General features: G+C 74.5%; 22 protein-coding genes and 2 tRNA genes. 11 read left to right on the plus strand and 13 right to left on the minus strand.

The window, feature by feature from the left end; genetic code table 11:
* Positions 1–19: 19 nt before the first annotated feature.
* The gene (locus tag ASG49_RS13530) at positions 20–544 is read left to right on the plus strand and encodes a hypothetical protein (RefSeq protein WP_056542729.1); all 525 of its coding nucleotides are present in this window, start codon (positions 20–22) and stop codon (positions 542–544) included.
* Positions 545–559: 15 nt separating this feature from the next.
* Here the strand turns inward: ASG49_RS13530 and ASG49_RS13535 are convergent, their stop codons facing one another.
* The 7 genes from ASG49_RS13535 to ASG49_RS13565 all read right to left on the minus strand — a co-directional run bounded on the left by ASG49_RS13535 (position 560) and on the right by ASG49_RS13565 (position 7,342).
* A complete protein-coding gene (locus ASG49_RS13535) occupies positions 560–1,114 on the minus strand; it encodes a hypothetical protein (RefSeq protein ID WP_056542731.1) in 555 nt (184 codons plus the stop codon).
* Between the two features lie 10 nt (positions 1,115–1,124).
* Positions 1,125–2,363, minus strand: coding sequence for an arginine deiminase (locus ASG49_RS13540; RefSeq protein WP_056542732.1), 1,239 nt, complete (start codon positions 2,361–2,363; stop codon positions 1,125–1,127).
* Between the two features lie 9 nt (positions 2,364–2,372).
* Positions 2,373–3,611 carry a nickel pincer cofactor biosynthesis protein LarC gene (gene larC, locus ASG49_RS13545; protein WP_056542734.1) on the minus strand — a complete coding sequence of 413 codons (1,239 nt, stop codon included), beginning with the start codon at positions 3,609–3,611 and terminating at the stop codon, positions 2,373–2,375.
* The gene (gene larB / locus ASG49_RS13550) at positions 3,608–4,312 is read right to left on the minus strand and encodes a nickel pincer cofactor biosynthesis protein LarB (protein WP_235562076.1); all 705 of its coding nucleotides are present in this window, start codon (positions 4,310–4,312) and stop codon (positions 3,608–3,610) included. Before larB ends, larC begins: the two co-directional genes overlap by 4 nt.
* Positions 4,313–4,355: 43 nt before the next feature.
* Positions 4,356–5,858, minus strand: a complete 1,503-nt coding sequence (locus ASG49_RS13555; RefSeq protein WP_056542736.1) for a multicopper oxidase family protein — start codon at positions 5,856–5,858, stop codon at positions 4,356–4,358.
* Between the two features lie 29 nt (positions 5,859–5,887).
* Positions 5,888–6,349: a hypothetical protein gene (locus ASG49_RS13560; RefSeq protein ID WP_056542737.1), complete on the minus strand. Its 462-nt coding sequence runs from the start codon at positions 6,347–6,349 to the stop codon at positions 5,888–5,890.
* A 144-nt stretch (positions 6,350–6,493) separates the two neighbouring features.
* Positions 6,494–7,342, minus strand: coding sequence for a prephenate dehydratase (locus ASG49_RS13565; protein ID WP_056542738.1), 849 nt, complete (start codon positions 7,340–7,342; stop codon positions 6,494–6,496).
* Between the two features lie 80 nt (positions 7,343–7,422).
* On the opposite strand from ASG49_RS13565, the gene ASG49_RS13570 reads away from it, so the two are divergent.
* The gene (locus tag ASG49_RS13570) at positions 7,423–7,824 is read left to right on the plus strand and encodes a DUF4446 family protein (RefSeq protein WP_056542741.1); all 402 of its coding nucleotides are present in this window, start codon (positions 7,423–7,425) and stop codon (positions 7,822–7,824) included.
* A gap of 290 nt (positions 7,825–8,114) precedes the next feature.
* On the opposite strand, the gene ASG49_RS13575 is transcribed toward ASG49_RS13570, so the two are convergent.
* Together ASG49_RS13575 and ASG49_RS13580 are read right to left on the minus strand one after the other, a co-directional pair.
* Positions 8,115–9,707: a diacylglycerol kinase family protein gene (locus ASG49_RS13575; RefSeq protein ID WP_235562077.1), complete on the minus strand. Its 1,593-nt coding sequence runs from the start codon at positions 9,705–9,707 to the stop codon at positions 8,115–8,117.
* Positions 9,708–9,806: 99 nt separating this feature from the next.
* Positions 9,807–10,736: a molybdopterin-dependent oxidoreductase gene (locus ASG49_RS13580; RefSeq protein ID WP_056542743.1), complete on the minus strand. Its 930-nt coding sequence runs from the start codon at positions 10,734–10,736 to the stop codon at positions 9,807–9,809.
* A 108-nt stretch (positions 10,737–10,844) separates the two neighbouring features.
* On the opposite strand from ASG49_RS13580, the gene serS reads away from it, so the two are divergent.
* Genes serS through ASG49_RS13600 form a run of 4 tightly spaced genes read left to right on the plus strand, consistent with a single transcriptional unit; the run spans position 10,845 to position 14,330 of the window.
* A complete protein-coding gene (serS, locus tag ASG49_RS13585) occupies positions 10,845–12,152 on the plus strand; it encodes a serine--tRNA ligase (protein ID WP_056542745.1) in 1,308 nt (435 codons plus the stop codon).
* Entirely contained in the window at positions 12,149–13,000 is an 852-nt protein-coding gene (locus ASG49_RS13590; protein WP_056542747.1) for an HAD family hydrolase, read from the plus strand. The genes serS and ASG49_RS13590 overlap by 4 nt, the downstream gene beginning before the upstream one ends.
* Positions 12,997–13,509 carry a GNAT family N-acetyltransferase gene (locus ASG49_RS13595; RefSeq protein WP_056542749.1) on the plus strand — a complete coding sequence of 171 codons (513 nt, stop codon included), beginning with the start codon at positions 12,997–12,999 and terminating at the stop codon, positions 13,507–13,509. Before ASG49_RS13590 ends, ASG49_RS13595 begins: the two co-directional genes overlap by 4 nt.
* A complete protein-coding gene (locus ASG49_RS13600; RefSeq protein ID WP_056542751.1) occupies positions 13,506–14,330 on the plus strand; it encodes an HAD family hydrolase in 825 nt (274 codons plus the stop codon). The genes ASG49_RS13595 and ASG49_RS13600 overlap by 4 nt, the downstream gene beginning before the upstream one ends.
* Before the next feature lies 1 nt (position 14,331).
* On the opposite strand, the gene ASG49_RS13605 is transcribed toward ASG49_RS13600, so the two are convergent.
* The 3 genes from ASG49_RS13605 to ASG49_RS13615 are packed head-to-tail and all read right to left on the minus strand — an operon-like array spanning position 14,332 to position 16,610.
* The gene (locus ASG49_RS13605; protein ID WP_056542753.1) at positions 14,332–14,946 is read right to left on the minus strand and encodes a bacterial proteasome activator family protein; all 615 of its coding nucleotides are present in this window, start codon (positions 14,944–14,946) and stop codon (positions 14,332–14,334) included.
* Between the two features lie 57 nt (positions 14,947–15,003).
* Positions 15,004–15,978, minus strand: a complete 975-nt coding sequence (locus ASG49_RS13610) for an NAD(P)H-quinone oxidoreductase (RefSeq protein ID WP_056542754.1) — start codon at positions 15,976–15,978, stop codon at positions 15,004–15,006.
* 35 nt (positions 15,979–16,013) lie between these two features.
* The gene (locus ASG49_RS13615; protein ID WP_056542755.1) at positions 16,014–16,610 is read right to left on the minus strand and encodes a molybdenum cofactor guanylyltransferase; all 597 of its coding nucleotides are present in this window, start codon (positions 16,608–16,610) and stop codon (positions 16,014–16,016) included.
* 50 nt (positions 16,611–16,660) lie between these two features.
* On the opposite strand from ASG49_RS13615, the gene ASG49_RS13620 reads away from it, so the two are divergent.
* Both ASG49_RS13620 and ASG49_RS13625 read left to right on the plus strand, forming a co-directional pair.
* Positions 16,661–17,464 (plus strand): carbon-nitrogen hydrolase family protein, encoded by an 804-nt coding sequence (locus tag ASG49_RS13620; RefSeq protein ID WP_056542757.1) that lies wholly within the window; start codon positions 16,661–16,663, stop codon positions 17,462–17,464.
* A gap of 47 nt (positions 17,465–17,511) precedes the next feature.
* Positions 17,512–17,599: transfer RNA gene (locus tag ASG49_RS13625), tRNA-Ser, on the plus strand.
* Positions 17,600–17,635: 36 nt separating this feature from the next.
* On the opposite strand, the gene ASG49_RS13630 is transcribed toward ASG49_RS13625, so the two are convergent.
* Positions 17,636–18,040 (minus strand): hypothetical protein, encoded by a 405-nt coding sequence (locus ASG49_RS13630; RefSeq protein WP_056542759.1) that lies wholly within the window; start codon positions 18,038–18,040, stop codon positions 17,636–17,638.
* 125 nt (positions 18,041–18,165) lie between these two features.
* Here ASG49_RS13630 and ASG49_RS13635 point away from each other — a divergent pair, with 125 nt between their 5' ends.
* From ASG49_RS13635 to ASG49_RS19480, 3 genes are all read left to right on the plus strand, one after another.
* Complete coding sequence (locus ASG49_RS13635) at positions 18,166–18,657, plus strand: hypothetical protein (protein WP_056542761.1); 492 nt, start codon at positions 18,166–18,168, stop codon at positions 18,655–18,657.
* A gap of 86 nt (positions 18,658–18,743) precedes the next feature.
* Positions 18,744–18,831, plus strand: a tRNA-Ser gene (locus ASG49_RS13640).
* Positions 18,832–19,040: 209 nt separating this feature from the next.
* A complete protein-coding gene (locus ASG49_RS19480) occupies positions 19,041–19,175 on the plus strand; it encodes a hypothetical protein (RefSeq protein WP_255355135.1) in 135 nt (44 codons plus the stop codon).
* Positions 19,176–19,722 lie beyond the last annotated feature (547 nt).

Raw genomic sequence — 19,722 nt, forward strand, 5'->3', positions numbered from 1 at the left:
TCTGAACCCAGGAGCAACCATGTCCGAGACCCTGCCGGTCCCCATCAGCTTCCGGCTTCCCAACGAGCACTGGCGCCCGGCAGATCCCGAGGCCCTCGGGGTGACCAACGCCTTCTTCCTCGCCGTGCGGCAGGAGCACGAGGGCGACGACTACGCCCCGACGCTCACCGTCAGCGGTGGCCTGCGCGAGGACGCGGCGACCATGGACGAGATCGGCGACGAGGCCGTCGACGTCTTCGCCTCGCAGGCCACCGACGTGGAGCTGGTCAAGCGCCGTGAGTACGGCTCCGTCGCGGCACCCGGCCTGCTCCAGGTGGTCGGGGGGACCCTCACGGACCGGGAGCGCCGCTACGACCTGCGGCAGGCGCACGTGCTGCTCGGCATGGCCGACGTCGCGGACCCGCGACGACGCGTCGTGGTCAAGGTGGTCCTGAGCACGACCTATCGGCAGTTCGAGACCTACCTGCCGGAGCTCCAGGACTTCGTGGCCTCGATCCACCCCGGGCAGCCGACGCCGGACGGCGGTCCGGCCGCGGAGGCGTGAGCGCCGCCAGGCTCCTCAGAAGCCCCCGGCCAAGGCCACGACCGCGACGATGATGCCGGCGAGGACCAGGAGCGCGACCGTGCCGACGGCCACGGCCAGACCGATGCGCTCGGCACCACCGCGCTTCTCGGTCCAGCCGAGCTCGCGGGCCGGTCCTCGGATGAGGTCGCGACCCTCGGAGCTCGAGAACGAGTAGTCCACGACCTTGCCCGGCTGACCCGAGCTGTCGATGCCGAAGGTCTTCTGGAAGCTCTTCTGCTCGATCCGCCCGAGGTCCCGCGAGAGCGACGCCCCGAGGACGGGCACCGGGATCCCGTCGCGCATCTCCGCCCCACGCCGCCACGTGACCTCTCGGAGGTCGTCGGTGATGGCGATCGTGTGGTTCGCCTCGTCCACGACCACGTGGTAGGTGAACGACTTGGACAGGTGCTTCTGGTGCATCAGCGCGAACCAGGTGGCATCCGCGACGTCGATCGTCACGTCGAAGCCCTTCGCCGTCTCGGTGACGGCGTAGGGCGTGTCCTCGGTGTTCGCCCGCACGGCGGCCAGGAGCTTCTCGGCATCGGTCATGGGACTCAACCTAGACGCGGACGGGCACCGGGTCGCGCTGCACCGGGCACGACATGCAGCGCGGACCACCCCGTCCCGATCCCAGCTCGGAGCCGGAGATCGCGATGACCTCGATGCCGGCCTCCTCGAGGCGGGCGTTGGTCTCGACGTTGCGCTCGTAGGCCACGGCCACCCGGGGTGCGACGGCGAGGGTGTTGTTGCCGTCGTCCCACTGCTCGCGCTCGGCGGTGACGGCGTCGAGACCGGTGTCGATCTGGTGCAGCGTGTCGATCTGCATCGCCTTGGCCGCGGCCACCAGGAACGGCTCGGACTCGCTGACCTCGAGGGGTCCCTCCTGACCGGCGGTGACGGTGTGGGCGGTGAGGTGGTCGGCGACGTTGGGGTACATCACGATCTTGTCGACGTCGACCATCGTGCAGACGGTGTCGAGGTGCATCGTGGCCCGCTCCTGGGCGATCGGGACCGCCAGCACGGTGTGGGCGCCCCCGTCGGCGAACAGCTGGCGGGCCAGGCGCTCGACCCCGGCCGGGGTGGTGCGCTCGCCCACGCCGACGGCGACCACGCCCGGCGAGAGCAGCAGCACGTCGCCGCCCTCGACGTGCTCGCGGTGCCAGCCGTGGATGGTCTCGATGCCCTCGAAGCGCGGGTGCAGCGTGTAGATGAGCTCGGTCAGCTGGGTCTCGCGGTCACGCGCCGGCATCGCCAGGGAGGTCACCGCCACCTTGTCGCGGATCCAGACGCTGGAGTCACGGGTGAACAGCAGGTTGGGCAGGGGGTCGATGAGGAAGTCGTCGTGGGCGAGCAGGCTGGTCACCAGCCCGAACCCACCCCGCACCTCGTCGTTGCGCAGCCCGGCGGTCAGCACGTCCTTGAGCTCCTCGGGCGCGAGCCCGGCCAGCCAGCCCCGGAGGTGGTCCCGAAGGGTGTCGCCGAGCCGCAGCGACCGGGTCACGCCCTCGACGGCGCGTGCCCGCGCCTCCTCGCTGGCGAGCGTCTCGACCAGCAGCTCGGTGAGGTAGAGCACCTCGACGTCGCGCGCGCGCAGGGCGTCGGCGAACGCGTCGTGCTCCTCCTGCGCCCGGCTGACCCACGGGATGCCGTCGAAGAGCAGCTGGTCGTTGTTGCGCGGCGTCAGCCGCTGCAGCTCGGGCCCGGGGCGGTGCAGCATCACCGTGCGGAGCCGTCCGACCTCGGTGGAGACGCCCGGGGTCCGGGTCGCGGTCGAGGTCGGCGTGGAGGAGTCGCTCATGGCGGCAGCCTAGGACGTGACGGGGCCACCCGGCTCGGTCGCGAGCGCGACGGCCGCGGCCATCACCTGCGTGGCGGGCCGGCCCAGCGCGCGGGCGGCCGCGGCGACGTCCTCGAACTCGGGCTGGGCGTTGAGCACCTCGCCGTCGAGGCGGGCCGTCTTGACCGCGATCCGCTGGCCGTCGACGACGACCTCGCCCATCGACCGGTCCAGCGCGTGCTTGCCGACCCGCTGCTGGCGCAGCCCGATCGTCGAGGTGTGGCGGTAGACCTCGCGCCGCACGCCCTCCAGCAGCGGCGCCGGCACCAGCACCGCGAGCGTGTGGGCGGGGCGGCCCTTCTTCATCAGGATCGGGGTCAGCCATGCGTCGCTCGCCCCGGCGTCGAGCAGCGCGCTGATCACGCCCGGCCACAGCCGGGGATCGAGGTCGTCGACGTTGGTCTCGAGGAGGTACGGCGCGGCGGCCTCGGCGCCCGTGGTCCCGACGGGCTCGACCGACGGGGACTGCTCGACCCCGTGGCCGGTCAGCACCCGCAGCACGTTGGCGTGGCCGTCAGGGTCGCGACCGCCGGCCCCGACGCCGACCCGGTCGACGGCCATCGCGGGCTGCGGGCCCCAGGCGTCGGCCAGCGTGGTGAGCAGGGCGGCGCCGGTCGGGGTGCACAGCTCGAGGTCGACCGGCCCGCCGTACGACGGGACGCCGCGGAGCAGCTCGATGACCGCCGGCGGCGGGACGCCGAGCGTGCCGTGGGCGCTGCGGACCGTGCCGCCGCCGAGCGCGACCGCCGAGACGACCACTCGCGGCAGGCCGTCGTGGCCGCCGAGGTGGACGACGCCGGCGCACACCCCGACGACGTCGGCGATGGCGTCGAGCGCCCCGACCTCGTGGAAGTGGACGTCGGCGGGGTCGCAGCCGTGGACGGCACCCTCGGCCTCGGCGAGCCGGGAGAACACGTCGTGGGCGAGCGCCCGGACGTCCTCGTGCAGGCCCGCCCCGGCGAGCAGGAGCTCGACGTCGCGCCAGGTCCGGTGCGGCTGGTCGTCGGCGACCCCGACGTGGCATCGGGTGGCGGCGAAGCCGGCGCGGCGCACGTCCTCGGCGTGCAGCTCGACCTGCCCCGGCGCGACCTTGTCGACGGCCTCGGCCATCACCCCGACGGGGACGCCGAGCCCGGCCAGGGCGCCGAGCAGCATGTCGCCGCTCGCGCCCGAGGAGGCGTCGACCCAGAGCACCGGTGCCCGGCTCATCGGTCGCGCCCGCGGGCCACGCGGGCGGCGAAGACGCCGGCGCCGTACCCGTTGTCGATGTTGACCACCGTCACCCCCGGCGCGCAGGAGTTGAGCATGCCGAGCAGCGCGGCCAGGCCGCCGAACGAGGCGCCGTAGCCGACGCTGGTCGGCACCGCCACGAGAGGCACTCCGGTCAGACCGCCGACGACGCTCGGCAGGGCGCCCTCCATGCCGGCCACCACGACCAGGCAGTCGGCCTCCTCGAGCCGGTCACGGACCGCCAGCAGCCGGTGCAATCCGGCGACGCCGACGTCCTCGACCCGCTCGACGCCGGCACCGTGGACCCGCGCGGTGGTGACGACCTCGGCGGCGACGGGGGCGTCGGAGGTGCCCGCGCTGAGCACCAGCACCCGGCCGCGGGGCTCGGGGAGCGGCCCCAGCACGGCGGTGCGGGCGACGGGGTCGAGCACGGCGTCGGGCAGCTCGCGCCCGAGCAGCGCCGTGGCCGCCTCGGTGAGCCGGGTCGCGAGCACGGCCCGGTCGGGGTGCCGCTCGTGCAGCGTCCGCAGGATGCCGAGCACCTGCTCGGGCGTCTTGCCGGCGCCGTAGACGACCTCGGGGTCACCGGTGCGCGCCGCCCGGTCGAGGTCGACCCGGGCGTAGCCGAGGTCGGCCACGCTCGCGGGACGCTCGGGCTCCGGGCGCTCGGGGTCGGTCACGCGGGCCACGCTATCGCCGCCGGCCGCGCCGGAGCCGTCGCGCCTACTCGGGCACGTTGCCGCTGTCCTCGCCCAGCCGGAACGGGGTGCTGACGCCGTCGTACATCAGGTGGGTGACCAGGCCCTCGCGGGCGTGCTGCAGGTTGTGGCAGTGGTCCATCCACAGGCCCGGGTTGTCGGCGACGAAGCCGACCTCGAACCGCTCGCCGTCGGCCACGTCGAGGGAGTCGAACCACCACGGGCTCCCGGTCGCCCGCACGCCGTCGCGCGACAGCACCACGGCGTGGTGGCCGTGCAGGTGCATCGGGTGCACCTGGCCGCTGTGGTTCTCCACGGTGAGCCGGACGACGTCGCCCTCGGTGACCATGAACATCGGCAGGTCGGGCACCAGCTCGCCGTTGACGCTCCACCACAGGCCCGGCCGGCCGTCGAGGAAGCCGGGTCGCCGGCCGATGGAGTACTCGAACCGCCGGTCGGGGCGGCCCGCGGCCGGGCCGGGGTCGGTCGGCGCGCCGTAGGACAGCAGGTCGACGCGCGCCTCGGGCTGCGGCGGGTCCGGCGCCCGCGCCCCCGGCGGGCCGAGCTCGATCCCCACGCCGCCGATGAGGCTGACGCGCAGCGCGGTCCCGTCGGTGGGCACCTGCAGCTCGAGGTCGGCGCGCCCGCCCGCGGGCAGGCCGACGGCACGGTCCTCGACGAGCCCGGGCTCGTGGACGTCGACGCCGTCCACCGCGACGAGCCGGTACGCCGCGCTCGCCCAGACCGCGCTCGGCCCGTTGTCGGTGTTGACGACCCGCACCCGGACCCGCTCCCCCGGCCGTGCCTCGACCCGGTCGGTGCCGGCGACCCCGTTGACGGTCGGCGTCCCGGCGTACAGGTGGGCCAGCGCGAGCACGTCGCGCGCCCCGCCGCGCTCCCGCGGGTGGACCACCAGCGGGCCGAGCAGCCCGCCGGTGACCTGGGCGTGGGAGAGCTGGTGGGAGTGGTACCAGTAGGTGCCGGCGTCCGGCGCCACCCAGCGGTAGGTGTGCGACCGCCCGGGCATCACGGCGTCCTGGGTGACGCCGGCGACGCCGTCCTGGGCGTTGGGCACGTCGACGCCGTGCCAGTGCAGCGCGATGCCGCCCGCGACGTCGGCGTTGCGCACCCGCACCTCGACGAGCTGCCCGACCGTCGCCTCGACCAGCGGCCCCGGCGAGCGGCCGTTCAGCGTGTAGCCGTCGGCCTCCTCCCCCGAGGCGAGCCTGACCCGGCCCTGCCGGGCGACGAGGTCGACCCGGACGTCGGCGCGGCCGCCGGGGGTGGGGTCGAGGTCGAGCAGGCTCGTCGCCGCGGCCCCGTGTCCGGCCCCGTGTCCGGCCACGTGTCCGGTCCCGTGTCCGGCCGCGTGCGCGCGACCGTGCGGCCCGCCGCCCCAGTCGGGCTCGCCCATCTCCGTCGCGGAGTACGACGAGGGCAGCAGGCTCGACCACCACAGCCACCCGACCGGACCCACCAGGGCGAGGGTCAGCGCGACCGCCAGCACCAGCCGCAGCCGCCCCCTCACCAGGCCGTCACCGGGACCTCACCGGGACCTCACCGGGCCGCGACGGCCTCGGCGGCGACCGCGTCCGGGGTGGTCGTGTCGGCCTGGCGGGCGGCCCGAAACGCCACGGCGAAGATCAGCAGCGCCCAGAAGCCGTGCACGAAGCCGAGGAACGGCAGCCCGTGGGCGAAGATCCCCAGGGCCACCTGCACGACCACGCCGCCGAAGACCATGCCGGCGTACGCCACGCCCTTGGGCACGTGGGCGAGGAACGACACGACGAGCAGCACCAGCGCGACGAGCGGGACCACCAGCGTGCCGCTGATGCCGTGGACGATGAAGCCGGCGACCTCCGGGAACGGCGTCTCGTCGCTCTCCATGGTCGAGGTCGACAGGCTGTTGCCGTCCTCGATCCAGGCGGTCAGGCCGAACACCGCCCAGGCGATCGCGGCCGCCTGCAGCAGGATCAGCGCGTCGACGGCGTACGCGAGGAACTTGTAGGCAGAGCGCATCTCGGGTCCTCCCCAGGACTACGGGCCCGCCGCCCCCGGCGTGCCGGACTCCCAGGTCACTCCCGTGGCCGCCCGGTGGGCAAGTGACTTTCCGAGGAGGACCCGCCCAGGACTAGTCCAGCCCGGGGGGCGAACCGGGACGGATCAGCCCGATCGGAACGCGTCGGCGGGGTAGACGCCGAGCACCTTCACCTCGGTGGTGAAGAACGCCAGCTCCTCGAGCGCGCGGGCCACGGGCAGGTCGAGCGGGTGGCCGTCGACCTCGGCGAGGAACTGGGTGGCGGTGAAGTGGCCGCCCACCATGTAGCTCTCGAGCTTGGTCATGTTCACGCCGTTGGTCGCGAAGCCGCCCAGTGCCTTGTAGAGCGCGGCGGGCAGGTTGCGGACGTTGAAGATGAAGCTCGTCACGACCGGCCCCGACCCGCGCTCGGCCTCGACGTAGTCACGGGACAGCACCACGAAGCGGGTCGTGTTGTGGTCCTCGTCCTCGACGTCGGCCGCCAGCACCTCCAGGCCGTAGGTCTCCGCCGCCAGCGGCGGTGAGATCGCGGCCATCGTCAGGTCGCCCGACTCCGCCACCTCGCGGGCCGCCCCCGCCGTGTCGCCGGAGATGACCGGGGTGAGGCCCAGCCGCCGGATCACCTTGCGGCACTGACCGAGCGCGTGGACGTGGCTGTGAACGGTGCGCAGCGACTCGGGGGTGGCACCGGGCAGCGCCATCAGTGAGAACTGGATGCGCAGGAAGTGCTCGGCCACGATGTGCAGCGAGGAGCCGGGCAGGAAGTGGTGGATGTCGGCGACCCGGCCCGCGAGCGAGTTGTCGATGGGGATCATCGCCAGGTCGGCGTCCCCGCCCTCGACCGCCGCGAAGACGTCCTCGAACGACGCGCACGGCACCGACTCCCACGCGGGGTAGTGCTGTCGGCAGACGATGTGGGAGTTGGCCCCGGGCTCGCCCTGGTAGGCGATCCGGCCGCGCGTGGGGAGGCTCACGCGGCGTAGTTTCCCACGGCGGGGCGACGGGCCAGCGCGTCGTCCCCGGGGCCCCGCGGCGGGCTGCCTAGGCTTCGGGCGTGCCCACCGCCCTCGCCGTGCTCGCCCTGCTCGTCGCCCTCGCCGCCCTGGCCGTGGCGGTGTCGGGGCGTCGTACGTCGCCGGGCCGCACCCGCGACACCGACCCCGGCGAGCTCCCCCAGGACGCCCGGGCGCTGCGCCACGAGGTCGCCGCCCTCAAGGCCGAGAGCAGCCAGGCGCTGCGCCACCTGGCGGTCGTGCGCTACGACGCGTTCACCGACACCGGCGGCCAGCTCTCCTGGTCCCTCGCCCTCCTCGACGACAGCGGCAGCGGCGTCGTCGTCACCTCCATCCAGGGCCGCACCGAGTCCCGCACCTACGCCAAGTCCGTCACCGACTGGACCTCCGACGCCCAGCTCTCCCCCGAGGAGGAGGACGCGGTCTCGCACGCGCGGGGGTGACGGGGGCAGTTTCACCGGCTAGCCGGTGAAACTGCCCACGGAACCGGACATACCCGGCGCGCGCGGGCAGTTTTGCCCGCCCAACCGCCCGAGTTGTCCCGGATGGCGCCCACGGAGGCCGTACGCCGCGGCGTGCGGTCGTACGGTCGCCCGGTTCCCGGCTCGCCTGGGCACACCGCGAACACCGAACACCCGGACCCTGTCGTACGGCGTGTCGCGGGCCGCTCGTCCGGGAGCCGCAGTTTCACGGGGGACCCTGTGAAACCGCAGCCGGCCGACCGACCGACCCCCTACCGCGGCACCCGCACCAGCAACCGCCCGTGCACGCACCGGGCGCGGATCTCCTTGCCGGGGGCGATGAGATCCCCGTCGAGCTGGCGGGGCGCGTCGCTGCTGGCCCGTACGACGACCTCGGTGCCCGTCATCCGGGTGATCAGCTCGTCGGTGCGGCCGCTCTTGGTCAGCACCCGGGCCGCGAGCGGGACCCACGAGAGGAACCGGCGGGGGTAGAGGAGCACCACGTCGAGCCGGCCGTCGTCGATGGCGGCGTCGGGGATGAGCGGCATGCCGCCCTGGAGCTGGCCGACGTTGCCGATCACCAGGGTGCGCGCGCGGTGCTTGGTGAACTCACCGCCGTCGACGGAGACCTCGACCCGGATGGCGGGGAACATCAGCGACTTCAGCGCCGACCAGACGTAGGCCAGCCAGCCCACCTTGGCCTTGATGTCCTCGTTGACGCCCTCCATGATCGCGGCGTCGAAGCCCATGCCGGCCATGACCAGGAAGGTCGCGTCCTCCATCTTGTCGCCGCTGACCTCGACCATGTCGACGGCGCGGTCCTGGCCGTTGAGACCGACGTCGACGGCCGAGCGCAGGTAGAGCGGGATGTCGAGGTTGCGGGCCAGCAGGTTGCCGGTGCCGGCGGGCACGATCCCGACGGGGATGCCGGTGCCGGCCAGCTCCTCGCACACCGCACGGATGGTGCCGTCGCCGCCGACGGCGAGCACGACGTCGCTGCCGCTGACGGCCGCCTCGTGCGCCATGCCGTAGCCGGTGTCCTCGACCGTGGTCTGCCACCACCGCACCGCGGAGAACCCGGAACCCTCGGCGAGCGACTCCACCAGCGCCTCGAAGGCCCCCACGTCGTCGACCTTGACCGGGTTGAGGATGACCGCGAGGCGGCGCCTCTCCACCGGCACGGCGTCGGGCAGCACCGTCACCGAGGTGCCCTGGTGGATCATCCGCGGCGCGGGGTCGAAGGCCGCGAGCCAGGCCAGCACGATGCCGGCGGAGAGCAGGCAGCCGGCCAGCACGTCGGAGAGGTTGTGGACGCCGAGGAAGATCCGGTCGGCGCAGACCAGCAGGGTCACGCCGACGGCGAGGACGGTGGCGATCCGGCGTACGCCGCCCCGGCGCACCAGCAGGTGCACGAGCACGATCGCCACCCCGGCCGCTCCGGCCGTGCCCGTGGCGTGGCCCGAGGGGAAGGAGTAGCTCGACAACGACAGGATCGGCTCGTCCCACACCGGGCGCTCCCGGCCGATGAGGTTCTTCAGCAGCCAGGTCGCGAGCGAGACCGTGCCCATCACCCCGAGGGTCCACAACGCGGCACGGTGGTAGGACTTCCAGGCCAGCAGCGCGGCCGTCACCAGCGTGGCCACCGTCAGCGGCAGCGTGGCGAAGGCGGCGCTCACCGCCTTCCAGAACGCCTCGACCGAGGCGTGCTCCCGGGTGAACGACTCGGGCCAGCGACCGAAGTCGGTGTCCAGCCCGGGCAGCGGCGACCAGGGGGTGGAGACCAGCACGGCCAGCACGGCGAAGAGGGCGAAGCAGCCCGCGGCGTACAGGATCCGGCTGCGGCGCAGCTGGGCGTGCTCGGTCACGTGGTGGTCGTCCGTCCGTCGTCTCCGGGACCTGGCGGGCCCCTCGTGGCAGCCGCCAGTATGACGTCCCCGGTGCCCACGACCGGGGCCGCTACGCGCCTACGTCGCGTCCGGGTGCCGCTCGAGCCGGACGAGGGCGGTCGCCCCCGACCCCTCGCCCAGGAGTCCCGCCACCACGTCGGCCAGGGCGACCACGCCGCCGCGCGACAGCGCCGTGTCGACCACCTGGAGGTCGTCCACGCGCGCCGAGCCGTCCACGGCGACCACGTCGAGCACCTCCTCCTCGGCGATGCCGAGCGTCTCCCGGTCGACGCCCTCGACCAGCAGCACCCGTCGGCCCGGACCCCGCGGGGTGAGGCGTCCGCGCACGTCGTGGCGAGCCGCACGACGCAGGGCTCGGTGGCTCCGCAGCCCGCGCAGCACCAGGGTGCCGACCGGCGGCACGTCGAGGTCGACCGGTCGCTCCGGGAAGGCGTACGCCGGCGCCGGGTGGCCGCGCAGCAGCAGCAGCCCGGTCAGCTCCTCCACGGCCGCCGCCGGGTCGGGCTGGCCGGTCAGGCCGCGGCCCCAGTGGGCGTGCACCAGCCGGGCCCCCCGGTAGCGCCGCGCCAGGCGCTCGACCTGCTCGCGCCCCACCCCGGCCCGGCGCAGCAGCGCCGCGGGGTCCAGGGCCTCCAGCCGGCGCCGGAACCCCTCCGCGCCCGTCGTGCGCCGCGCCACGAACAGCTCGTCCACCGCACCGGCCTCCACCACCCGCCGCGACAGCAGCGCGAGCAGCGCCTGGTCGCCCCCGGGCGCGACCTGCACCAGCTCGTCGGCCCAGTGCGGGGGCCGCGGCCGCAGCGACCCGGGCGCCGCCAGCGGGTCGAGGGCCACCACGTGGGCACCCGCCCGCCGTGCCTCGCGCAGCTCCGCACGCAGCCCGCGACGCGCGTCGACCTCCACCCCGGCGACCAGCACCAGGTCGGGCCGGTCCGGCAGGTCCGGCCGGTCGGACGGCTCGCCGGCGGGCGCGGGGGTGGGGGGCACCGCCCCATCCAACCCGATCACCGGCCCGTACGCCGCTCCCGCCACCTGCTCCACAGCCCGGCCGCCGCGCCGGGCCCGGCGTCGTGCCCGGCCGATATCGTGCACCACGTGATCGACCCACGCCTGCTCCGCGACCACCCCGACCGGATCCGAGCCGCCCAGGACAAGCGCGGCCTGTCCGGCGACGTCGTCGACCGGGCGCTGGCCGCCGACGCCGCGCGCCGCGCCGCGATCGCCGACTTCGAGCAGCTCCGCGCCGAGCAGAAGCAGCTCGGCAAGCTGATCCCGAAGGCGCAGGGCGAGGAGAAGGCCGAGCTGCTGGCCCGCACCAAGCGGCTGGCCGTCGACGTCAAGAGCGCCGAGGCCGACCAGGCCAGCGCCGAGGAGGAGTGGCGCGAGTCGCTGCTCGCGATCCCCAACCCGGCGGCCGACGCCGCTCCCGCCGGCGGCGAGGACGACTTCGTGCTGCTCAGCGAGCACGGCACCAAGCGCGACTTCGAGGCCGAGGGCTTCACCCCGCGCGACCACGTCGAGCTCGGCAAGATCCTGGGCGCCATCGACATCGAGCGCGGCGCCAAGGTCTCCGGCTCGCGCTTCTACTACCTCACCGGCGTCGGCGCCGACCTCGAGTTCGCGCTGGTCAACATGGCGATGGACCAGGCCCGCGCGGCCGGCTTCACCCCGATGATCCCGCCCGCGCTGGTGCGCCCGCGCGCCATGGAGGGCACCGGCTTCCTCGGCCAGGCCGCCGACGACGTCTACCGCATCGAGGGCCAGGACACCTACCTCGTCGGCACCTCCGAGGTGCCGCTCGCGGCCTACCACTCCGACGAGATCCTCGACGCCGAGTCGCTGCCCCGCCGCTACGTCGCCTTCAGCCCCTGCTTCCGCAAGGAGGCCGGCTCCCACGGCAAGGACACCCGCGGCATCTTCCGGGTGCACTGGTTCGACAAGGTCGAGATGTTCACCTACACCACGCTGGAGGAGTCCGAGGCCGAGCACGAGCGGCTGCTCGGCTGGGAGAAGGAGTGGCTCGACAAGCTCGAGCTGGCCTACCGCGTCATCGACGTCGCGGCCGGCGACCTCGGCCTGTCGGCGCAGCGCAAGTTCGACTGCGAGGCGTGGATCCCCACCCAGGGCCGCTACCGCGAGCTGACCTCGACCTCCAACTGCACCGACTTCCAGACCCGGCGCCTCGACATCCGCGGCCGGTTCCCGTCGGGCGACGGCGAGGGCGGCACCCAGGTCGCGCCGATCGCCACCCTCAACGGCACCCTGACCGCGATCCCGCGCACCATCGTGGCGCTGCTCGAGACCCACCAGGAGGCCGACGGCTCGGTCCGCGTGCCGGCCGCGCTGCAGCCCTACCTCCAGGGCCGTGAGGTGCTCACGCCCGTGCGCCCGGTCGACGCGTGAGCGCCACCCTCGGGCCGCCCGCCGACGACTGGGTCCCCGGGCTGGTTGCGCTCGACATCGACGGCACGCTGCTGAAGTGGGTCGAGGGCACCGGACAGCACTACGAGCAGGTCTCCTCCGAGGTCTACGACGCCGTCGCCGCCGTCCTCGCCGCCGGCTCCCACGTCGTGCTCGCCTCCGGCCGCTCGCCCCACGGCATGACGCTGATCGCCGACCTGCTCGACCTGCCCCGCGAGGGCGCCGACCGCGCCTGGGTGGTGGCCTCCAACGGCGCCGTCATCTTCCGCTACCCGCCGCTCGAGATCGTGCACGAGGAGACCTTCGACGCCAGCGACGCCGTCGCCGCGGTGCTGCGCGAGCACCCCGAGGCGCTGGTCGCCGTGGAGGAGCGCGGCGTCGGCTACAAGGTCAACCGGCCCTTCCCCGACGGCGAGCTGTCGGGCGAGATGATCCAGGCCCCGATCGACGACATCGTGGGCGAGCCGGTCAGCCGCGTCATCATCCGCGACCCCTCCGCCTCGGTCGAGGACTTCGTCGCGCTCGGCGCCCGGCTGGGCCTGCACGGCACCGACTACGTCGTCGGCTGGACCGCCTGGCTCGACCTGTGCCCGGTCGGTGTCTCCAAGGCCTCGGGCCTCGACCACGTCTGCCGCCACCTCGGGCTCACCGCCGACGACGTGCTGGCCATCGGCGACGGCCGCAACGACCTCGAGATGCTGCGCTGGGCGCGCCGCGGCGTGGCCATGGGCCAGGCCGTCGACGAGGTCCACGAGGCGGCCGACGCCACCACCGACTCGGTCTACGACGAGGGCGCGGCCGCCGAGATCCGCCGCTGGTTCCCTCGATGAGCGAGCCGCTCGGCGCGCTCCCCGAGACCCTCACCACCGCCCGGCTGCGGCTCCCGCTCATCTCCGCGGAGGACGCCGCCGGGATGCTCGCCGGCAAGCGGCGGCTGTCGTGGCACCGCGACTACCCCACCCCCCGCGACCAGGACGCCGTCGCGATGGTGAAGGCCGACGACCCCGACGCCTCGTGGGGCCCGCGGCACCTGGTCCGGGCCGGCGACGGCACCACCATCGGCTCGGTCGGCTTCTACGGCGCTCCCGGCCCGGCCGACGACGACGTGCTCGAGGCCGAGGTCGGCTTCGGGCTGGTGGCCGACGCCCGCGGGTTCGGGGCCGCCTCGGAGGCCCTGGTCGTGGTGCTGGCCGAGACCGACCGGCTCGGCGTCCGGGTGCGGGCCGGCGTACGCCCGGAGAACTCCGCCGCCCTCAAGGTCCTCGCCCGCTGCGGCTTCACCCAGCTGCGCGGCGCCGGCGAGGACGGCACCCTCGTCATGGTCAGGCCGCTGGCGTGACCGACCCCGCTCCCGGTGGCGTCCGGCTGGTCGCCACCGACCTCGACGGCACCCTGCTGCGCAGCGACGGCACCCTCTCGCCACGCACCGTCGCCGCCCTGGCCGACGCCCGCACGGCCGGCCTCGACGTCGTCTTCGTCACCGGACGGCCGCTGCGGTGGGCCACGCAGGTCTTCGACCACGTCGGCGGCCACGGCCTGGCGATCGCCGCCAACGGCGCCCTGCTCTGGGACGTCGACGCCGACCGCGCCCGGCTGGTCCGCGCCCTGGAGCGCGACGCCGCGCTCCGGGTCGGCCGGTCGGTCCGCGCCGCCGTGCCCGGCACGATGCTCGCGGTCGAGACCGTCGACGGGTTCGGCCTCGAGCCCGACTACCTGCCCGGCCACCCGCTGACCGAGGGCGCCCGCCGCGGGCCTTTCGAGGAGCTGGTCGACGCCCCCGTGCTCAAGCTGCTCGTACGCCGCGAGGGCGCCGTCGCCGACGACTACGCCGCCGACGTCGTGGCCGCCGCCGAGGGCCTGGCCACCGTCACCTGGTCGAGCAGCGGCTCGCTGCTCGAGCTCAGCGCCCCCGGCGTCACCAAGGCCTCCACCCTCGAGCTGCTGTGCGCCGACCTGGGCGTCGAGCGCCGCGAGGTCGTGGCCTTCGGCGACATGCCCAACGACCTCGCGATGCTGCGGTGGGCCGGCACGTCGTACGCCATGGCCAACGCCCACGAGGCCGCGCTCGAGGCGGCCGACCGGGTCGCGCTGAGCAACGACGAGGACGGCGTCGCCGCCGTCATCGAGCAGCTGCTGGCCGGCGACGTCGCGGTCGGGTGACCTAGAGGTACATCCCCCCGCGGCCGTGCTCCTCGTCCGGACCACCCTGCGGACCCTGCTGGCCTGGCTGCCCGGGCTGCCCCGGCTGCCCGGGCATGCCCTGCGCGACCGAGCCGGGCGGCAGCTGGCGACGCATCTGCTCCAGCTGGCCGCGCGCGGCCATCTGCTGGGCGTAGATCGCGGTCTGGATGCCGTGGAAGAGCCCCTCGAGCCAGCCCACCAGCTGCGCCTGCGCGATGCGCAGCTCGGACTCGCTGGGGGTGTCGCCCTCGAAGGGCTGGATCAGCCGGTCGAGCTCGGCATCGAGCTCGGGCGCCAGGCCGTCCTTGAGCTCGGCGATCGAGGTGTGCACGACCTGGGCGAGGCGCTTGCGGCCGGGCTCGTCGACCGGCGCGGCCTTCACCTCCTCGAGCAGCTGCTGCACCATGCGACCGATCCGCATCACCTTGGCGGGCTGCTCGACCAGGTCGGTCAGGTTGCGCTCCCCGGCGTCGTCGCGGTCGTCGCCGTCGGCGTGCCCCGGCTCGTCGAGCTCGGTCAGCGCGGAGGCCGGCACCGCGACCGGTTGCCCGTCCGGACCGATGACCATCACGTGCTCGGAGTCCTGTGTCGACATGCGATCGAGCCTACCGAGGGGGTCCGACAGGCCGACCGGGTGCGCCGGAGCCGCTCCTCACGAACCGATCTGCAGCACGATCTTGCCGGTGTGGGAGCCCGAGCCCATCAGCTCGTGGGCGCGGGCGACCTCGTCGAGGGGGACGGTCTCGTGGACGGTGGTGCGCACCCTGCCCTCGCTGACGAGCGGCCAGACGTGCTCGACGACGGCGGCGCAGATGGCGGCCTTCTCCTCGGTCGGGCGGGCCCGCAGCGAGGTGGCGATGACCGCGCCGCGCTTGGACAGCAGCTTGCCGAGGTCGAGCTCGCCCTTGCTGCCGCCCTGCATGCCGATCACCACGAGCCGGCCCTCGGTGGCCAGCGCGGAGACGTTGCGGTCGAGGTAGGAGGCGCCCATGTTGTCGAGGATGACGTCGACGCCGCCCTCCTCCTTGGCGACCGCCACGAAGTCCTCCTCGTGGTAGTCGATCGCCCGGTCGGCGCCGATCGACTCGCAGAACGCCCGCTTCTCGGCCGTGCCCGCGGTGGTGAGCACCCGGGCGCCGAGCGCCTTGGCCAGCTGGATCGCGACGTTGCCGATGCCGCCGGCGCCGCCGTGGACGAGCAGCGTCTCGTCGGGGCCCAGGTGGGCGACCATGAACACGTTGGACCACACCGTGCACGCCACCTCGGGGATGGCGGCGGCGACCACGAGGTCGATCCCGGTCGGCACGGGCATCACCTGGCCGGCGGGGACGGCGACCTTCTCGGCGTACCCCCCGCCCGCGAGCAGCGCGCACACCTCGTCGCCGACGGCGAACCCCTCGACCCCGGCGCCGACCTCGCTGATCCGGCCCGAGCACTCCAGGCCCAGCACGTCGGAGGCGCCCTTCGGCGGCGGGTAGAAGCCCTGCCGCTGCAGCGTGTCCGCACGGTTGACCGCGCTCGCGACGACGTCGATGACGACCTCGCCGGGACCGGCCGTGGGGTCGGGGTGCTCGGAGACGACGAGGGCGTCGGGCCCTCCGGGCTCGGGGGCGGTGACAGCGCGCATGCGGTCAGCCTAGGGGCGCCCCACCGGACCGACGCTCAGACGTCGAGCCCGTCGAGCCCGTCGAGGTCGTCGAGCCCGTCGAGGTCGGGCCACTCGTCGACGTCGTGCGCCTCCCCGCCCTCGGCCGGCAGCTCGACCAGCGCCAGGGGGGCCAGCAGGCGGCGTACGGGGAGGCCGTGCCGCTCGTCCGGCGGCGGCGCGGCGGCGCGCAGCGCGGCGACGCGGTAGACGCCGCACAGGTACTGCGCCCGGCCCCCTGCGTCGACCAGCAGCGCCCCGTCCCCGCCCTCCCGCTGGTGCGCCGCCCGCAGCCGCGCCACCGTCGCGGCCGTCACCAGCGGCATGTCCACGGCGAGCACCACCACCGAGGCCACGTCCGGGTCGAGCGCGTCGAGCCCCGCCAGCAGCCCGGCGGCCGGTCCACCGCTGGCCGGTGATTCGCGGACGGTCCGGACGCCGTCGACCGGGTCGCCCACGACCACGACGTCCAGCCCCGCGACCGCGGCCAGCGCGCGCTCCAGGAAGCTGCTCCCGCCCAGGGCCAGGGCCGCCTTGTCGGCCCCGCCGAGGCGGCCGCCCGTGCCGCCGGTCAGGACCACCGCAGCGGTGGCGGGAGGTCGGGACGCGGGCACCCGCGCAGTCTGCCTCGCCCGCGGCGACCCGGGCTGGCAGGGTGGGAGCCATGAGCACCGGAGAGACGCTGCGGGTCCGGCTGGTGCAGCGCGCCTCGGCCCTGGAGCCGGCCGACAACTTGGCCACCCTCCACGACGTCGTACGCCGCGCCGCCGACGCCGAACCCCGGCCCGACCTGGTCGTGCTGCCCGAGGCCTTCGCCCGCGACTTCGGCGAGGCCGGCTCCCCGCTGGGCCCGTACGCCGAGCCGCTGACCGGCCCCTTCGCGAGCGCGGTCGCCGACCTGGCCGGCTCGGGCACCGCCGTGCTGGCCGGGATGTTCGAGGCCGCGGACGACCCGGAGCGTCCGCTCAACACGCTGGTGCTCAGTGGCGCCGTCGCGGACGCCGAGGTGACGGCGTACCGCAAGATCCACCTTTACGACTCCTTCGGCTACACCGAGTCGAGCACCATCTCGCCGGGCCCCGTCGAGCCGGCGGTGACCGACGTCGCGGGGTTCCCGGTCGGGCTGATGACCTGCTACGACCTGCGGTTCCCCGAGCTGGCCCGCACCCTGGCCCAGCGCGGCGCCGAGGCGCTGCTCGTGCCCGCCGCCTGGGTCGCGGGCGAGCGCAAGGTGGAGCACTGGCGCACCCTGCTGCGCGCCCGCGCGATCGAGAACACCGTCTGGGTCGTCGGCGTCGGCCAGCCCGGGCCCCGCTACTCCGGTCACTCCCTGGTCGTCGCACCGACCGGCGACGTCGTCGTCGAGGCGGGCGAGGAGGAGCACACCGAGCTCGACGCGGAGCTCACCCGCGAGGCGGTCGCCGACGTACGCCGGACCAACCCCTCGCTCGCCAACCGCCGGATGTGACGGGGCCCCGGGCCGCATAGGATCACCGCGCGGTCCCCCGGGACCGCGGAGGGGTGCCGGAGTGGCCTATCGGAACCGCCTTGAAAGCGGTCGTAGGGAGACCTACCGCGGGTTCGAATCCCGCCCCCTCTGCCAGGGACCGGCCCGCTGCCCAACCTGCTCTCGGACCCTCTACTCGGACCCGCCCAGGTCGAGCGAGACCGAGTCGTAGGTCACGTCGTGGTCGCGCTGCAGCAGGTGCTCGAGGTCGCGGAGCAGGCGGCGCAGCTCCCGGTCGATGGTGGGGGCGTCGAGCCGGTCGAGCACGCCGGAGGCGACCACGGCGACCCGGGCGCGCAGCTGCACGGCGCGACGGTCGGTGCCCTCGACGCGCGGCGAGAGCCAGGCGTCGGAGTCGGCGCCCGCGGCCGGCGGCGACGGGGTCGACGGGGACGGGGGTGCGGGCGGCACGAGCGGCGCCAGCGCCTGCTCCACCGCCTGCAGCCGCACCCGCACGTGCCAGCGCCACTCGGGCGAGGAGGGGTCGGCGGCGAGGATCTGCCTCAGCTCTCGCACCGCGTTGTCCAGGGGGGCCATCGCGCACGTCCTTCCGCGAGCCGGGCCCCGTGGGCGGTGGGGCCGGGAGCCGAGTGTCCCTCCGCGGCGCGGGCCACGACAAGGGTGGATTCGACGTGGGCACCGGTGCCGGGTTCAATCATCGGGTGTCGTCCGACCAGCCCGCTCCCGTCACCGCCCCCGACCACCCCGTGACCCGCGCCCTCGCGCCGGCGCTGCGCGCCCGGCTGCTCGGGTCGGGGCTGCTGGCCACGGGCCTGGCCGTCGTGGTGCTGCTGGTCGTGGCCGGGGTGGTCGGTCTCCCGGCCGCGGTGGTCACCGGGGTCGTGGCGCTGGCCACGATCGGCGTCGTGGTGCTGCTGCTCCTGCTCGGCCCTCGTCACTGGGTGGTGCGGCTCGACGCCGACGGCTACCGCGTCCGCGCGCTGCGCAGCGCCCGCACCCGCTCGGCCCGCTGGACCGACGTCCTCGACCTGCGCACCACCACGCTCGACGGGGTGCGCTGCCTCGTCGTACGCCTGCGCGACGGGGGTACGACGACCCTCCCGGTCGACGTCGTCGAGGGCGACCCCGAGGAGCTGACCGCGCTGTTCTCGGCCTGCCTGGACCGCAGCCACGGCTACCGCCGGCTGCGCTGAGCGCCCCCGGCAGCCCGCCGCCGGCCCGTCGTCCGGCCCGATTCGCCGCGCGCCCGCGCGCATGGGTAGCCTGTCCCCTGCTGTCGGGAGGTGTCGCCTAGTGGCCTATGGCGCCCGCCTGCTAAGCGGGTTGAGGGTTGAACCCTCTCGCGGGTTCAAATCCCGCCACCTCCGCCGGCTCACCGCCCCGGACCCTTGCGGGTCCGGGGCGGTCCTGCTTCGGTGGGTGCCTCGATCGGGCCGCAGCCGCGGGACCGCGCCGCTCGCAGGGGCGCGAACTTCTGCATGATCGTGCAATGCACACTCCTGCGCCCGTGATGTCTGGTTCGTGAGGCCTTCGCCGGGGCAGGCTGCACCTGCCCCCGAGACGAAGGAAGATTCTCGTGAACCTCTCCAAGATCGCCAAGCCCCTCGCCGCCGCCGTGCTCGCCCTCGGTGTCGTCACCGTGGGCGTTGCCCCTGCGCAGGCCGCACCGCAGGCCGGTGCCTCGCAGCTCTCCGACACCGCCTGGGAGTGACCCTCCCCTGACACGTCCCGCCGGCCCTCGGGGGCCGGCGGGNCACGCCTCGGGGGCCGACTCCGGATCCTGCTCTCGTCCCATCGCCAAGCCGAGCTGGAAGCGGGTCTGCACCCCGTACTCCTGCTTGAGCGCGGCGACGTACGACGCATAGGTGCGCGTGCTGACCCCCACCCGCTTGGCGCTGGCCGAGTCGGAGTGCCCCTCGGTCAGCATGCGCACCGTCATCTGTCGCACCTCCGAGGCGATCTGCGTCTCGGTGACGCTGCTGGTCACGACGTAGTCGCGGCCCCGCTCCCAGGAGCGCTCGAAGATGTCGGCCAGGTAGGACACCAGGTGCGGGTCGTGGACCACCACGGCCGAGTCCGACGTCGCGCCCGGCACCATCGCCATCCGGCGGTCGATGACGATCAACCGGTTGAAGAACTCGTCGAGGGTGCGGATCTCGGCGCCGTTGGCGCGCATCACGTCGACGTACTCCCGCGTGATGTTGGAGCGCCGCGCCGTGTGCTGGTAGAGCGTGCGCATCGTGACGCCCCGGCGCAGC

Origin of the sequence: Marmoricola sp. Leaf446, assembly GCF_001424755.1 — a bacterium.
In the GTDB taxonomy this organism is placed as follows: Bacteria; Actinomycetota; Actinomycetes; order Propionibacteriales; family Nocardioidaceae; genus Marmoricola.